Consider the following 15360-nt stretch of genomic DNA (forward strand, 5'->3'; position numbering starts at 1 on the left):
CATGCGCGTGCCGATCCTGATGTACCACTCCGTGACCGATCGCCCGAACAACGCTACCCGGCCGCTGGCGGTACGTCCCTCGGTGTTCGAGTCCCAGATGACCTACCTCAAGGACCGCGGGTTCACCCCCCTGACCCTGGGAGACCTGGTCGCCTCCCTGTACGGCACGGGGGGCGCCCCGGCCCCCGAGCGTCCCGTGGTCGTGACCTTCGACGACGGGTACGCCGACTTCCACGGCGAGGCCCTGCCGATCCTCGCGCAGCTGGGTTTCCCCGCGACGGTCTTCCTGACCAGCGGGTGGGTGAGCGACGCGGGCGGCGACGCGGCGGGCAAGCCCCTCGACCGCATGCTGTGCTGGAGCCAGGCGCGCGAGGCCGTGTCCTGCGGCATCGAGATCGCCGGGCACAGTCACAGCCACCCCCAGCTCGACCAGCTCCCCGACGCGGCGCTCCGCCAGGAGCTGCGGCGCAACAAGGCCCTGCTGGAGGACAAGGTGGGGCGCCCGGTCGCCACGATGGCCTACCCGTACGGCTACTCCAGCATCCGCGTGCGCAGGGAGGTGCGCAAGGCCGGCTACTGGGCGGCCTGCGCCGTGGCCAACACGCTCGCGGCCGACTCGGGCGACGTGATGGCGCTGCCCCGGCTCACCGTGGGCCGGTCCACCACCATGGACCGCTTCCGCCGGGCCGTCGAGGGGCGCGGCGTGCCGCTGATCTATCTCAAGGAACACGCGCTGACCAAGGGTTACGCGATGGTGCGCCGCACACGGTACGGCCTGCGCCACGTGGTCGGGCGTGAGTGAAGTAACCGCGGGGAAGACGCCGCGCGTCGAAGAGGGGGGTGACGCGACCATGAACACCACAGTGGCCGGCGACAGGCCGAAGCAGCCGGACGCGGACAAGGGCGCCGGAAGGCTGGCGGCCCTGTGGCGGCGGCTCCTGCGCGACCTGCGCAACCCGCTCTTCCTCAACGGGTACGCCCTGATGGCCAACACGGGCGTCACGGCGATCCTCGGCATGGGCTACTGGCTGCTCGCCGCCCGGCTGTACACCCCGGAGGACTTCGGGCGCAGCCAGGCGCTGATCACCGCGATGCGGCTGTTCGCCGGGCTCATAGCGCTCGGCCTGACCGGCGCCCTCGCCAGGTTCATCCCCGTGGCGGGCAGGCGCACGGGCGCGCTGATCGGCCGGGGCTACCTCGTCGCCACCCTCACGGCCGTCGTGGCGGCGGGCGGGTTCCTGCTGACGCTGCCGTTCTGGGGGGAGAACTACTCCACGCTGGCCGGTGCGGGCCCTGGGCTGTTCTTCCTCGCCTCGGTGGCCGTCTGGTCGGTCTTCACCCTCCAGGACGTCGCGCTGGCCGGGATGCGCAAGGCCGTGTGGGTGCCGGTCAACAGCCTGTGCTTCGGCGTGGTGAAGATGGGGCTGCTGGTCGCGCTGGCGGGAGCCCTGCCGGACGACGGCATCTACGTCTCGTGGATCATCCCCACCGCTCTCGCGCTGATCCCGATCAACCTGTTCATCTTCGGCGTGCTCGTACCCCGTCACGCGCGGATGGCGCCCGAGGGCTCCAAGCCGCCGAGGTTCCGCGAGGTCGGCCGCTTCCTGGCGGGGGACTACCCGGGCGCGCTCTCCATCCTGGCCATCGTCTACTTCCTCCCGGTGTACGTCGCCTCGCGGGTCAGCGGGGAGCTGTTCGGCTACTTCGCCATGGCGCAGACCCTGGGCGCGATGATCGAGCTGCTGGCCATCAACATGGCCACCTCCCTCACCGTGGAGGGCTCCACCGACCGGTCACGGCTGGCCGCGAACTGCCGCCAGGCATTACGCCGCTCGTACCTGATCATCGGGCCAGTGTCGGCCGTCACGTTCGCCGCCGCACCGCTGATCCTCTCGGTCTTCGGGCCGGGCTTCTCCGAGCACGGCACGCCGCTGCTCCGGCTGATGGCCCTCGCCGTGCTCCCCCGCGTGCTCATCGAGATCTATCTGAGCGGGCTGCGCGCCCGCAGCCAGGCGCGCAAGCTCGCCCTGGTCCAGATCGGCCTGGCGGTCCTGGTGCTGTCCTCCTCGCTCATCCTGCTGCCGGTGACGGGCATCACCTCGGTCGGGTACGGGCTGCTCTTCAGCGAGGTCCTGGTCGCCTTGTTGATCTTCGGTGGGCTCCGCGAGATTCTCAATCACCGGGAAACGCCGGAATCGGCGAGCGCGCGGGAGGCGCCCGAGGCCGCATCATGGTCTACGTGAGTCAACGGACGGGCAACGAGGTGAAAAAGGAGACGGCGGCGAAGGTCGCCGACGCCGACATGGAAGTGGACGTCGACACCACATCCGAGATGACCCGCCCGGTGTCCCTGCCGATCCCTCCCTCCGGGGACGAGAAGGGCGCGGCGGCGGAGGAGGCGTACGACGAGGACGCCACCCAGGTGATCCGGCTTCCGCTCCCGGCGAGCGTCGCTCCGGCGGTGCAACCCTCCCCCGCACCCGAGAAGCCCCTGAAACTCGACAAACCCGCCAAACCTGCCGAGCCGAAGCGCGAGCCTCCTCGCAAGACGGCCGAGCCACGCAAGCCGGCCGAGCCGAAGCCCCAGCCTCCCGGCAAGACGGACAAGCCACACAAGCCCGCTGAGCCGCGCGAGCCCGCCGAGCCGAAGCGCGAGCCTCTCGACACGACGCCGGCCGTGGCCCAGGCCCTTCCGGTCCTTCCGAAACCCCTGCCCGCCGAGCCCGCGCCCGTACCCACGGCCCCGGCCGAGCCGGTGGCGGCGGCTCCGCTCGGGGGCGAGGTGGCGCCGTCCCGGGTCACGCGGCTGGCGGCGAGCGCGTCCTCGTGGCTGCCGCCGCTGCTGACCGTCGAGGGCCTGGTCATGTACGTGCTGGCGCTGCGTGTGCCGCACGGCATCATGCGCGGCGTCGACCTCGACAAGATCGAGGGCCTGGGGCTGGTCTCTGTGCTCCCGGTGACGGCCTTCGCGGCGATCGCCCTGATCATCGTGTCGTTCTTCGTGACGCTGACGCAGAACACCGACCGCAAGGGCCTGCTGCTGTTCCAGCTCGCGGCGATCACGTTCACCCTGCACGGGGCGGCGGCGCTCATCGAGGCCGAGCCGCGCTTCCCGACCGCGTGGGTGCACGCGGGCTTCGCCGAGTACATCGGCCGGGCCGGCGAGGCGCTGCCGGGCCTCGACGCCCGCTTCGCCTGGCCCGGGTTCTTCGCGCTGTTCGGGTTCGTCCTGCGCGCCGCCGGCGTCGAGGACCCCTCGACCGTGCTGCAGTGGACGCCGTTCGTCTCGAACCTGCTCTACCTGCTGCCGTTCGTGCTGATCCTGCGCCAGCTCGTGGCCACCACCAGGGCCCGGTGGTTCGCCGCGCTGCTGTTCATCCTGGTCCAGTGGATCGGGCAGGACTACTTCTCGCCTCAGGGCTTCACCTACGCGCTCTACCTGGTCTTCATCGCGATCCTGATGCGCTGGTTCGGCCGCGCGGAGCCGAGGACCGCGCCGCTGCCCGCCAAGGGGTTCGTACGGCGCATGCTGGCCAGGCTCGACCGGCTGTCGCCCGGCGAGCTGCCGGCGCGGCCGACGACCGTGACCGACCGGGTGGTGCTGCTGACGCTGCTCGTGGGGCTGTTCGTGGCCACCACGGCGACCCACCAGATCACGCCGTTCATGATGCTGGGGGCGCTGACCGGGCTGATCCTGCTGCGGCGCAGCACCCTGTCACTCGCCCTCCCGGTGTTCCTCGGCCTGATCGTGATCGCCTGGATCAACTACCAGGCGACGCCGTTCTGGAGCGGCCGGATCAACGAGCTGTTCGGCGGCATCGGCAAGATCTTCGCCAACCTGCAGGAGAACACCGGAGACCGGCTGGTCGGCACCGACCCGCAGCACGCCATCGTGCTCAAGGTGCGGCTCGCCATCTGCGGGGTGATCCTGCTGTTCGCCGCCATCGGCCTGCTGCGCCGGCTGCGGCGCGGCGTCGGCGACCGCACCGCAGCGGTGCTGCTGTGCGTGCCCGTGCTGGCGCTCGGCCTGCAGAGTTACGGCGGCGAGATCGGGCTGCGCGTCTACATGTTCGCCCTGCCCGCCGCCTGCATCCTGGGCGCGTACGCCTTCTTCCCGAACCTTCCCGCGCACACCAGCGACGCCCGCGAGGGCGAGACCGTGCCCGTCAGGCGACGTCCACGGCCCCTGCGGTTCGATCCGGCGACGACGCGGCGCGTCTCCGCGGTGCTCGCGGCGGTGACCGCGCTGGCGCTGTCGGTCGCGTTCCTGGTGGCGCGCTACGGCAACGAGAAGTTCGAGCGGGTCACGACCGGCGAGGCCGCGGCCATGCACTACGTCTACGACCACGACAGACCGAGCGCCCGGCTGTTCTACCTGGTCCCCATCCTCGGCGAGGAGGTCACCCCCACGATCCCGTGGCGCGAGCGCGACATCGACCGCGTGGAGTACTACCAGGCGCTCGTCAACGAGAACTCCGCCGACCTCAGCGGGGTGCTGACCGCGTTGCGCGCCAAGCCGCCCAACAGCTTCCTGATGACCAGCCGTGGCCAGGCGGCGTACCTGGAGCTGAACCACGGGTTCCCGGCCGGGTGGGGCGAGCGTTTCCGCGCGGCGCTCGACGCCTCACCGAGCCTCAAGCGGGTCTACTCCAACACCGACGCCGCCATCTACACGCTGCGCTCGTACCCGAAGGGGTCGGAGATCCCGCCGCCCGTGCCGGCGACGATGGTGGGCGACCGCTCCACGCCGTGGACGCCGCTCGGCCTGGTCGCCCTGGCCCTGGCCGTCTTCACCCTCTTCGCGGCGGAGCTGTCGAGGCTGCGCGGCACCGAGCGCGCCCCGAAGGGCAGGCGGAAGCTGGTCATCCTGGGCATCGTCATGACCCTGGCCGCGATGGCGGTCATCGTGGAGCGGTTCGTGACCCTGACGGGCTGACGGTATGACGTGAGCGACCGCGGTCGCTCACGTCATACCGGGGGAAACCTCACGCATGCCGTACCGGGGGGAGCCTCACTGCCCTCGGTCGCTCCACCTGACGTCGTACCGGTTGAGCTGGAACGCCTTGCCGTCGACGTCGACGGACAGCGGGCCGTCCGTCGTGTTCACCATGATCATCTGGTTGTCGACGGCGAGCACCCGGACCCTCGGATCGGACACCTGGACGTCGACGAGCCGGGCTCCGGCGGGGAACCACCGGGTGAAGCCGCTCAGCACGCCGGCCATGGGCATCTCCTCGCCCTCGCCGGGCGACCACAGGCAGCCGGGGCAGTCGTCGCCCGCCTGGCGCTGGGGGTTCCAGTAGAGCGCCGTGGCGGCCCCGCTCCTGGCGAACTCCATCATGGCCACCGTCTGCACCGCCGTGCGGTGCTGCTCGTCCCAGTCGATGCTGTCGGGCGCGACGTACCACTCGGCCCACCAGACGGGCAGGTCGCCGCTCTTCTGCCGCAGCCAGGTGGTGACCGCGGAGAACTTCTTGACGGCCGTGAACTCGTCGGGGACCAGGCCGCGGTCGTTGGTGGCCGAGGAGGCGTCGACCACGATGAAGTCGGCGCCCCTCTTGTGCTTGAGCCAGTACTCGACGCTGTCGAGCGTCTTGCTGTCGACCGCCCCCCAGGGCCCCCTGACGTTCGAGGCGTTGGTGGCGGAGACGTGGCTGTCGACCGGGATGTACGGGCCACCGACCTGCGCCTTGGGGTTGGCGGCCTTCACCGCGTCGTAGACGCGGTTGTAGAGGTCGGTGTAGGCCTCGACATCCCAGTTGGCGTGCGCGTCGTCCCAGAAGCCCTTGAACTCGTTCCAGACCATGAAGTGCGTGACGGTCGGGTAGCGCTTGGCGACCGTGCCGGCGAGCCTGGCGAAGTCGTCGAAGTGGTCGCGCTGCGGGGCGACCTCGATCTTGCCCCAGCTGGTGCGGCCCTCGGCGCCGCCCTTCATCCAGTCGGGGGCGCAGCACAGCGTCAGCACCGGCTGCGACTTGGTGGCGGCCATGAGCTTGACCCGGCGGTCGAGGTCGCGGAAGTCGTACTTGCCCGGCGCGGGCTCGGGGTTGCCGGCTCCCCAGCCCATGATGTGCTGGTTCTGGAGCATGGGGACCCGGGAGAACAGGTCGCTCACGCGCGTGCGCACACGCTGGGTCTCGTTGTCGGCGCTGTACTGCGTGTGGGTGACGCCCCAGCGCGGCCAGGTGTCCACGACGGGCGGCTGCTCCAGGGTGGGAGGCGGCTCGGGCGTGGCGAAGATCGTGGCGGCCACGCCGTCGGAGCGGCCTCCGCCCCGGTGGGCGGCGATGGCCAGGAGCCCGACCACCATGGCCAGGGCGAGGAGGCCGGCGCCGACGGCGACCGGCCCACGGGGGACGTAGCGGCTCCTCGCGTGCCGACCGCTGTTCTCCAACACTCAGTCACCGTATCCACTAAGGCTTGCAGAACCCTTGATTGGTTCTGATGTCGGCCGACGAACATCGGCTCGCCGTCATCCCGCCCCCAGGTCACGGCCACCGTACGGCAGCAGACTGCCCCAAAAGGAGCCCGGAAACCAAGTCCGCGCACAGGCGTTCAACTAATAATCAAGATCACTAGGTGTCAACCGCTTCGCATAAGGGGTATAAAGCCCGGCGACCGAGGATTTGAGGGGGCACAGTGGCCCAGGCATGGCTGCCCGTCGCCAGTCGAATTCCCGCTCTCGAGGACTCCGGCCCCATGCTCGGAGGAGCTCCCCGGGTGGTCTGGTTTCTTTGGCCGACCGATCCCCATCGGGTTTCGGCCAGATCCGTGGCCCAGCGGCTCGTACAGATCAAACGTCCCGCCCACCTGGTGTGGAATCCCGTCACCGGGCAGATCATGCAGTCCCTCTCCCCCACGCGGGCGGCGAGCGGCCTGCCGGGCGATCTCAACCGGCACGGCCGGATCTGCGTGCAGATCCGGGTGCTCGGGTCGGTGGAGGAGCCCTTCACCGAGACCAAGCTGGACGGGCTGGACGACATTCTGGCCTGGCTGGACTCCTGGGAGGTCCCGCGCCGCTGGCCGGCCGGGCCCCCACTCCCCTATCCGCACTCGGTGGCGGCGCAGGGCAGCCGCCGGGTGTGGGCCAGAGGCGGGCACTTCGGGAACTCCCAGGTGCCGGGCACCTCTGAGGGGGATCCCGGGCCGATCGACGTCCACCGCATCGTGGGCGGGCAGGTGCCGCCCCTGGAGGTGCCGCGACCCCGCCAGGAGATGGACCAGGAATGCGCTTCGGAGAAAGTAGAGCGATAGAGGTTTCAGCGATCACTGACAGCACCGTGATCTGATCTTTATCGTACTATTACATCCCAGGCACCAAGCTGGGTAAAAGGCGCGGGCCTCGCTCTCGTCTCACATCGCCACCCAGTAGGAGCCCATGCGCATCTCCGTCGTCCATCCTCGGGAACTCGGCCCGACCGAGGCGGCCCGGTGGCGGGCGCTCCAAAGCGGCGATCCCGCGTTGGACAGCCCCTTCCTCTCCCCCGAGTTCACGATCGAGACCGGCCGCGTGCGGGAGCAGGCGCGCGTGGCCGTTCTGAGCGACGGGGCCGACATCGTGGGCTTCTTCCCCTTCGAGCGCCACCAGCTCGGCATCGGCATGCCGATGGCGGCGGGGCTGACCGACGCTCAGGGCATGGTCCACGCCAAGGACATCGAGCTCGACCCGCAGGAGCTGATGAAGGCCTGCGGGCTCGCGGTGTTCGAGTTCGACCACCTCCAGTCGGGCCAGCCGCTGGTCCCCGCCAAGCACACCCGCCACCCGTCGCCGGTCATCGACCTGTCCGACGGCTACGAGGCGTACGTCGAGACGCTCAAGCAGGTGTCCGGCAAGACCTACAAGTCCACGGCGTACAAGTCGCGCAAGCTCCAGCGCGACTTCGGCGAGCTGCGCCACGACTACGGGGTCTCCGACGGATCCGTGCTGCGCACCCTCATCGACTGGAAGACCGGCCAGTACCGCCGCACCGGCCGCGCCGACAGGTTCTCGCGGCCGTGGATCCTGCGCCTGGTCGAGAGCCTTCTCCAGATCGACACCGAGCACTTCGGCGGCTCGCTGGACATGATCTACGTCGACGGCCGCCCGGTCGCCGGACATTTCGGGTTGCGTACCAAGACGACCCTCGCCGGCTGGTTCCCCGCCTACGACCCGGCCTTCGCCAAGTACTCCCCCGGTCTGATCCACCACCTCGCGATGGCCGAGCGCGCGGCCGGCAGTGGCATCCGCCTGATCGACATGGGACGCGGCGAGAAGGAGTACAAGGAGAAGCTCAAGACGGGGGAGCTCTGGGTCACCGAGGGCCGCATCGCCCGGCCCACCGCGGGGGCCGGAGTTCACTGGCTGGTCCGCGTGCCCGTCCGGAAGGCACGTGGAACGGTCCTCGCCAATTCGATGCTCCGGGAGACCGCTGACCTGGCACTGAAGACCTACGGGAAGATCCGTACCTCCATCGCGTCGTAACGGGGCGGCTGCCATGCGCTACCTTGCTGCTCTGGCCGTCCAGGCGGCCGAAGGGTGAGGCGGCGAAAAGAGGAGCAGTGAGCCCCGAGAAACTCCTCGCGGCCCGTACCGGTCGCGAAAGCGTCTACCTGCCGTCGAACCGGCTGGGGCTCTACCTCGCCCTCCGGCACTGGTGCACGCCCGGCCAGCGGCTGCTCATGTCCCCCATCTCGGCCGACGAGATCCTCTTCCTGGTGCTCGCGGCCGGGCTCATCCCGGTGATCGCGCCGATCTCCGTCCTCGACGGCAACATCGAGATGGCGCGCGCCCTGCTGGGCACCATCGACGCGGTGCTCACCACCAACCTGTACGGCCTGCCGGACGACGTGCTCGGCATGGCGGGGCTGGTGGTCATCGAGGACGCCGCGCACGCGGCCGAGACCTCGGTCGACGGCAGGCCCGTGGGCACGTTCGGCGTCGCCGGGGTCTTCAGCCTCTCCAAGCACGCCGGGGCCGGGTCAGGGGGCGTGCTGGTGGTCGACGGCGCCGCCGACCGGCGGGCGCTGGAGCGCGAGCGCGACCTGCTGCTCCAGCCCGGCGCCCTCCGCAAGGACCTCTTCGGCGTCGCCACCTCCGTCGGCCGCCGCCTCGCCCTCAAGCTCGACATGGCCCGCCCCGCCATGCGCGTCGCGCGGATCATGGGCCTCCAGGAGTCCCGCGACGGCTATCGCATCGCCCTGCGGCCGGACGAGCTGCGCGCGGCGGTCGCGCAGGCGCCGGGCCTGCCCGCGCTCGACGCCTGGGTCCGGGCCGACCTGCACGACTACCGAAGCTCACGCGGCGCCGTCGCGCGGTGGTACCAGGGGCGGCGCCTGGCCCGCCTCCAGGGAGAGCGCGCGAGAAGGCTGGCGGGCGTCGCCAGGCTGGCCGAGCTGCCCACCGTGGCGCGGGGGGTGCTCGACCACGTGGACCAGCCGCTCTTCCGCGTGCCGTTGCTCGTCTCCGACCGCGACGTGGCCATCGCCGCGCTGGAGCGCCGGGGCGTCCCGACGGGCTACCTCTACGACCCGCCGTACGACGACTACGCCGAGCCGTTCGTCGAACCGTCGCCCGACCGCGAGGCCGCGCGGTGGTGGGCCCGGCACGTGCTCCCGGTCGACCCGCTGTACGCCGAGCGAGCCCTGCCGGTCGTCGAGTCGCTGCGGCCGGCGCCGCCCCCGGGCGACCGCCTCCTCGACCACGCCGCCTGAGCCGTACCTCCTGAATCACGCCGCCTGAGCCGCTCCTCGTTGGATCACGCCGCCTGAACCGCACCTCGTTGGATCACGCCGCCGTGCTCGGCGGCTCACGCGTTCGCGGTGAGGTCGGCGATGACGGCGCACGCCTTCCGCACCTCGCCCAGGGACGCCGAGCCGTACCCGATGACCAGCCCGTGGTGGCGCGGCGGACCGTGGTGGTGCCGCACCGTCGTGTCCAGGAGCACCCCGCGCGCGGCCGCCTCGGCGACCAGGGGCCCGACGGCCGCCTCCGGGAGCCTGAGGAAGACGTGGAGCCCGGCCGAGTCTCCGCTCACCAGCGGCCCGAGGATCTCGACGATGGCGGCCCGGCGGCGCGCGTACTCCAGCCGCATGCGCCGCAGGTGGCGGTCGAGGTCGCCGCCCTCGAGCAGCACCGAGACCGCCTCCTGGACCGGCCCGGACGTACGGTCCGCCAGCATCTTGCGCGTGCGGGCGATCTCGGCGAGCAGGCCGGGCGTGGCGACCAGCCAGCCGATGCCCACGTCGGGAGCCAGCGACTTCGACAGCGTGCCGAGCAGCACGACCCGCTCGGGGTCGAGGCCGTACAGGGCCGGGAGCGGCGCCACGTCGTAGCGGAACTCGGCGTCATAGTCGTCCTCCACGACCAGGGCCCCGGTGCGGCGGGCCCACGCCAGCAGGCCTTCCCTGCGGGGGATCGGCAGCCTGCCGCCCAGCGGGAACTGGTGCGCGGGGGTGGTGTAGAGCACGCGGAGGTCGCCCGGGAGGTCGGCGGGGACGACACCCTGCTCGTCCACCGGGCAGGGCACGATGCGGCCGCCCCTGGCCGCGAAGACGTGCCGGGCGGAGCGGTAGCCCGGCTCCTCCACCCCCGCGCCGTCCCCCGGCCGCAGGACGGTAGCCGCGATCAGGTCGATGCCGTGGCCGGTGCCCCGGGTGACCAGCACGTTCTCAGGGCCCACGGGCACCCCTCGCGCCCGGCGCAGGTGGTCGGCCAGCAGTTCGCGCAGGCGCGGGTGCCCGTAGGGGTCGACGACGTCGGAGGGCGGCCGGTCCGCCGCGCGGCGCCAGGCACGCCGCCAGGCCGCCCGGTCGTAGTCGAGCACCCACGGCCGCCCGGGACGCAGGTCTACCGTCCCCCTGCCAGGAACGCCCGGCGCCGTCTCGCCCTCGGCGTCCGTTGGAAGCGCCTTTGCGCCGGGGTGCCCGGCGCTCCGGGGGGTGGTCGTGAAGCGGGAGAAGTCGGCCACATAGGTGCCGGAGCCGTGCCGTCCCTCCAGCCACCCCTCGGCGTACAGCTGCTGGAAGGCCTCGGTGACGACGGTGCGGCTGACGCCCAGCAGCCGGGCGAGCCCCCGGCTGGACGGCAGGCGCTCGCCGGACTTCAGCGCGCCCGCCCGCATGCCGTCCCTCAGCTGGTCGCCGAGCTGCACGGCCAGTGGGACCGGCGCTTCCCGGTCGAGGGCGAGGGGAAGGTCGACATGGCCGCGCAAGTGGTCTCCCGGAAGTGATCGCGAGTGGACATACACCACCAGTCCACTTGGCGCCTACGTTAGCGGCATGCTCTCCACGACTCCTCGCACCGCCCTCAACCGTTCGAAGAAGCGGGGCCGCACGGACCGCTCCGAGCTCCACGCCATCCTCGACGCCGGGCTGATCTGCCACCTCGGGGTCGTGGTGGACGGGTCTCCGATGGTGATCCCGACGGGGTACGGCAGGATCGGCGACACGCTCTACCTGCACGGGTCTACGGGCGCCACCTCGCTGCGCGCGGCCGGCGAGGTCTGCGTGACCGTGACCCATCTCGACGGCATCGTGCTCGCCCGCTCGGCCTTCCACCACTCGGTCAACTACCGCTCGGCCATGATCTACGGCACGGCGCGGGCCGTGCAGGACGCGGACGAGCGGCTGGCCGCGCTGCGGGCGATCACCGAGCAGCTGGCCCCCGGCCAGTGGGACACCGTGCGGCGGCCGGTCGCCAAGGAGATGGCCGCCACCGCCGTGCTGGCGATCTCCCTGTCCGAGGCGTCGGTCAAGGTGCGCCAGGGCCCGCCCGTGGACGATGACGAGGACTACGCGCTGCCCGTGTGGGCGGGCGTGCTGCCGCTCCAGGTGAGCTGGGGCACTCCCGAGCCCGACCCCGCGCTCGCCCCGGGGATCCCCGTGCCCGCACACATCGCCGAGCGCGGCCGGTAGTACGACTGATCCGCACCGGCTGGGGTCACCGCGACCACCGTGCCCGAGGGTCCACCGGCCTCCGCCGCCAGGGAGCTCTCCCCATGCCTGGCGTCCCTGCCTTTGCCCGCCGCCCGAGATAGGACGGCCGGAAATACTGACAATGGTGTCGACAATATGCGGAATATCCTTTTAAACATCACGGATCAGCCACGCCATCGTTATGCTTCGTTCTCGCGTCATGGGTGGGGGCCCGGCCACAAAAGGAGACCGCATGGACGGCCACACGGGGGCATGGCGAGTCCCCGGATATACCGAGATCCGAGATCTCGGAAGCGGGGGCTCGGGACGTGTCGTCATGGCACGCTACGAAGCTGACCAGTCGTACGTCGCGATCAAGTATCTGTCGGACGAGCTCTGCGCCGATCCGGGATTCATCATCCGCTTCCGGCACGAAGCACGCCTGCTGGAGCTGATGGACAGCGCCCACGCGGCGCGGTTCTACGAGTACATCGAGAACGACGGCGGCGCGGCCATCGTCATGGAGCTCGTCGACGGGGTCTCGCTCCGCGCGATGCTGCGATCCGAGGGGCCGACCGGCGCCGAGGCGGCGCTCGTCCTGCTCAAGGGCGCCCTGCTCGGGCTGGCCGCCGCGCACATGAGCGGGGTCGTCCACCGCGACTTCAAGCCCGAGAACGTCGTCATCGAGGGCACCGGCCACAGCAAGCTGATCGACTTCGGCATCGCCGTCCGCTCGGGCGACGGCGTGAGCGGCGCGGGCACGCCGCCGTACATGGCGCCCGAGCAGTGGGCGGGCGCCCCCGCCGGTCCGAGCACCGACGTCTACGCCGCGACCATCGTCTTCTTCGAGTGCCTCACCGGCACCCGCCCCTTCCAGTCGCAGAACATCGCGGTGCTCGCCCGCCAGCACCAGTCGATGCCTCCCCCGGTCGACCAGGTGCCCGCGCCGCTGCGTGGCCTCGTCGAGCGCGGGCTGGCCAAGCATCCCGCCGACCGTCCGGCGAGCGCCGACTCGTTTCTCGCTGAGCTGGAGAGGGTCGCCGCCGACGCGTACGGGCCGGACTGGGAGGACCGCGGGCGCCGCAGGCTGGCGGCCCTGGCGGGGCTCCTCGCGCTGCTGTTCCCGCTCGCGGGCGAGTCACCCGCGGCCGGCACCTCCCTCGCCGACACCGACCTCGGCGGCGGCGCCGCGCGGGGCGTGAAGAAGCTGAGCGTCAAGATCGCGGTGGGCGCGGTCGGCCTGGCCGTCATCTCAGCGATCACCGCCGTCCTGGTGGGGTCGCTCGGCGACACCAAGCTTCAGGCCCAGACGACGGTCGCCACGCCGGCCGCGAGCCCGCTGGACACCGGCGAGGAGTCCGGCTCCCCCGAGCCCGCCATCGCCGACTCCCCCGTGGAGACCCCCTCGGAGGACCCGGCGGAGACCCCCTCGGAGGACCCCACCTCGGCCGCGCCGACCAAGACCACCGGCGCCGCCCCGACGGTCGCGCCCCCCACCAAGAAGCCGGCCTCGCCGAAGCCCTCCCCGAGCAAGAAGCCCACCAAGCCGCCCAAGGCCTCCCCCTCCGGCTCGCCCAGCCCCTCGCCGTCCGAGTCTGACCAGTCCGATCCGAAGGTCGACGACCCGCTGCCCTCCGGAAAGCCGAAGCCGAAGCCCACCCCGACGCCGACGGCCACCACTCCCTCGCCCGCCCCCCCGAGCAGGACCCCCGACCCCGAGCAGACTCCGACCAACACCCCGACGGGGAGGGGCGACACGCCCTCGCCGGAGTCGACGCCGGACAGGAACCCCAAGGGCGCCTTCGCCGCCGGGCTGATGACGGCCGCCGCCGTACCCGCCACACTTGCGTTGAGACAGCGCATGGCGGGACGGCACCGGAGGCGGCAGTAGATGCCTGATGGCGACAGCATCGCGGGATACCGGCTCACGGGCCGGTCCCGCATGGGCGAGGTGGGCACGTGGATCGACGCGATCGGCCCTGACGGCACCCGCGGCGGGGCTCTCATGCTCGATCCGCGATCCCTGTCCGCCCCCGGCGCCAGAGAACGGGTCGTCGCCGCGGTCACCGCGGACCGGCGGCTGGCGCAGAGCGGCCTCACGGGGCTGATGCCCATCGCCGACCTCGTGGCCGCGCGCGGGGAGGTCTGGCTGCTCGCCGGCCGCCCCGCCACGCCGTCCCTGGCCGAGCTGATGACCGGACGGCCCGGCGTCCCCCCGCCGGACTCCGGGAGCGCGGCCACCGTTCTGGTGGAGACCGCCCAGACCCTGCTGGCCGTCCACGCGGCCGGCCTCGCGCACGGGGCCCTGCACGCGGGCACGGTGGTGATCGGCGAGGACGGCACCGCGGTCCTGGCCGAGCGCGGGCTGCTCCTCGCCCTGCGGGGCGAGGAGCCCTCGCCCGACCGCGACCTCACGGCGTGGGCGTCACTGGCCCGGGGCCTCGCCGCCGGCTGGGCGGCGGGCGATCCGCGCGCGGCGCAACTGTTCGACCGGGCGGCGGCCACCGCCATCACCCACGGGCTCAGCGCCGCCCGCGACGCCCTGCTCAGCGGGCGCGACCTGCTTCCCACGGGATTCATCACCCGCGAGCGGCTCGTACGGACCATCCAGTGGTGGTCGGCGAGCGACGTGCCGACCCAGGAGCCTCCGCGCCCGTCCGCTCCCTACGGCGCCGAGAGCGGCGAGGTCATGACCCTGCTCTACACGCCCGGCACCGGAGAGTACGCGGGCACGGCAGGCACGGCGGCCGCGGGCGGTGCCGCCGTCGCGGGCGCCGCCGGGATCGCGGCGGCCGGGTATGACGGGGCGCCCGCCGGCACGGCTCCGTCGGCGGGCTCGACCGGCCCCACGGAGGCGGCGCGGAGCGGTGAGATGCGCTTCGGCCCGGGGGTGCCCGCCGACACGACGGCCGCCCAGATCTGGCGGGCCGGGCGCGAGCAGGTCACCGCGCCCGCCAAGGAGCGGCTGAGGCGGGCCCCCAGGCGCCGCAGGCGCGGCACCCTCTGGTCCGGCGTGCTCTTCGTGCTGATCATCGCGGCCGCGCTCTTCCTGTGGTTCCAGCGCGGCGAGCCGCTTGCGGTCACGGCGGTCGACGTGAAGACGCCGAAGGCCAAGGGCTGCGACATCACGGTCAACGTCATCGGTGTGATCACCACGAACGGGTCGGCGGGGCAGGTGTCCTACGAGTGGCTGCCCAGCGGCGAGCAGCCGGTCAGGCACACCGACTCCGTGCCGTCCGGGCAGTCCACCCACCAGGTCAGCCTCAAGTGGGACGTGGGCGGCCGTGGGACCAAGAAGCTCACGGCCCGGCTCCGCGTGCTCTCGCCGGTCGCCGCGGGCACCCGCCTGGAGGACAAAGCGTCGTTCACCTACAAGTGCTGACCCGTTCACCGTCCGGACCGGGGATTCCTGATGCGTTCGGGGGATGACGACCAGCATTGCGCTCCAAATGCGCAATAAGCGGCGAT

At 71.8% G+C, this 15360-nt stretch carries 11 protein-coding genes; 9 read left to right on the forward strand and 2 right to left on the reverse strand.

Features of this window, described 5'->3' with window-relative positions; translation table 11 throughout:
• The first annotated feature begins 1 nt into the window (after nt 1).
• From ACOZ38_RS37295 to ACOZ38_RS37305, 3 genes are read left to right on the forward strand one after another with little or no spacing between them, the layout of a single operon-like run.
• Complete coding sequence (locus tag ACOZ38_RS37295) at nt 2–802, forward strand: polysaccharide deacetylase family protein (RefSeq protein ID WP_424535680.1); 801 nt, start codon at nt 2–4, stop codon at nt 800–802.
• Between the two features lie 49 nt (nt 803–851).
• The gene (locus ACOZ38_RS37300; protein WP_424535681.1) at nt 852–2243 is read left to right on the forward strand and encodes a lipopolysaccharide biosynthesis protein; all 1392 of its coding nucleotides are present in this window, start codon (nt 852–854) and stop codon (nt 2241–2243) included.
• Entirely contained in the window at nt 2240–4936 is a 2697-nt protein-coding gene (locus ACOZ38_RS37305; RefSeq protein WP_424535682.1) for a hypothetical protein, read from the forward strand. Before ACOZ38_RS37300 ends, ACOZ38_RS37305 begins: the two co-directional genes overlap by 4 nt.
• 75 nt (nt 4937–5011) lie before the next feature.
• Here ACOZ38_RS37305 and ACOZ38_RS37310 read toward each other — a convergent pair whose 3' ends face one another.
• The gene (locus tag ACOZ38_RS37310) at nt 5012–6397 is read right to left on the reverse strand and encodes a GH39 family glycosyl hydrolase (protein ID WP_424535683.1); all 1386 of its coding nucleotides are present in this window, start codon (nt 6395–6397) and stop codon (nt 5012–5014) included.
• A gap of 323 nt (nt 6398–6720) precedes the next feature.
• On the opposite strand from ACOZ38_RS37310, the gene ACOZ38_RS37315 reads away from it, so the two are divergent.
• The 3 genes from ACOZ38_RS37315 to ACOZ38_RS37325 all read left to right on the forward strand — a co-directional run bounded on the left by ACOZ38_RS37315 (nt 6721) and on the right by ACOZ38_RS37325 (nt 9690).
• Nucleotides 6721–7254, forward strand: coding sequence for a hypothetical protein (locus tag ACOZ38_RS37315; RefSeq protein ID WP_424535684.1), 534 nt, complete (start codon nt 6721–6723; stop codon nt 7252–7254).
• A 124-nt stretch (nt 7255–7378) separates the two neighbouring features.
• Nucleotides 7379–8461, forward strand: a complete 1083-nt coding sequence (locus ACOZ38_RS37320) for a GNAT family N-acetyltransferase (RefSeq protein ID WP_424535685.1) — start codon at nt 7379–7381, stop codon at nt 8459–8461.
• A 77-nt stretch (nt 8462–8538) separates the two neighbouring features.
• Nucleotides 8539–9690: a DegT/DnrJ/EryC1/StrS family aminotransferase gene (locus ACOZ38_RS37325; RefSeq protein WP_424535686.1), complete on the forward strand. Its 1152-nt coding sequence runs from the start codon at nt 8539–8541 to the stop codon at nt 9688–9690.
• A 95-nt stretch (nt 9691–9785) separates the two neighbouring features.
• On the opposite strand, the gene ACOZ38_RS37330 is transcribed toward ACOZ38_RS37325, so the two are convergent.
• Complete coding sequence (locus ACOZ38_RS37330) at nt 9786–11189, reverse strand: PLP-dependent aminotransferase family protein (RefSeq protein ID WP_424535687.1); 1404 nt, start codon at nt 11187–11189, stop codon at nt 9786–9788.
• A 67-nt stretch (nt 11190–11256) separates the two neighbouring features.
• Here ACOZ38_RS37330 and ACOZ38_RS37335 point away from each other — a divergent pair, with 67 nt between their 5' ends.
• The 3 genes from ACOZ38_RS37335 (at nt 11257) to ACOZ38_RS37345 (ending at nt 15274) form a co-directional block, all read left to right on the forward strand.
• Nucleotides 11257–11892, forward strand: a complete 636-nt coding sequence (locus tag ACOZ38_RS37335; protein WP_424535688.1) for a pyridoxamine 5'-phosphate oxidase family protein — start codon at nt 11257–11259, stop codon at nt 11890–11892.
• A 253-nt stretch (nt 11893–12145) separates the two neighbouring features.
• Entirely contained in the window at nt 12146–13783 is a 1638-nt protein-coding gene (locus tag ACOZ38_RS37340) for a protein kinase domain-containing protein (protein WP_424535689.1), read from the forward strand.
• Complete coding sequence (locus ACOZ38_RS37345) at nt 13784–15274, forward strand: hypothetical protein (RefSeq protein WP_424535690.1); 1491 nt, start codon at nt 13784–13786, stop codon at nt 15272–15274. It abuts the gene before it with no gap.
• Nucleotides 15275–15360 lie beyond the last annotated feature (86 nt).

The sequence above is a fragment of the Sphaerisporangium viridialbum genome (genome assembly GCF_049674955.1).
In the GTDB taxonomy this organism is placed as follows: domain Bacteria; phylum Actinomycetota; class Actinomycetes; order Streptosporangiales; family Streptosporangiaceae; genus Sphaerisporangium; species Sphaerisporangium viridialbum.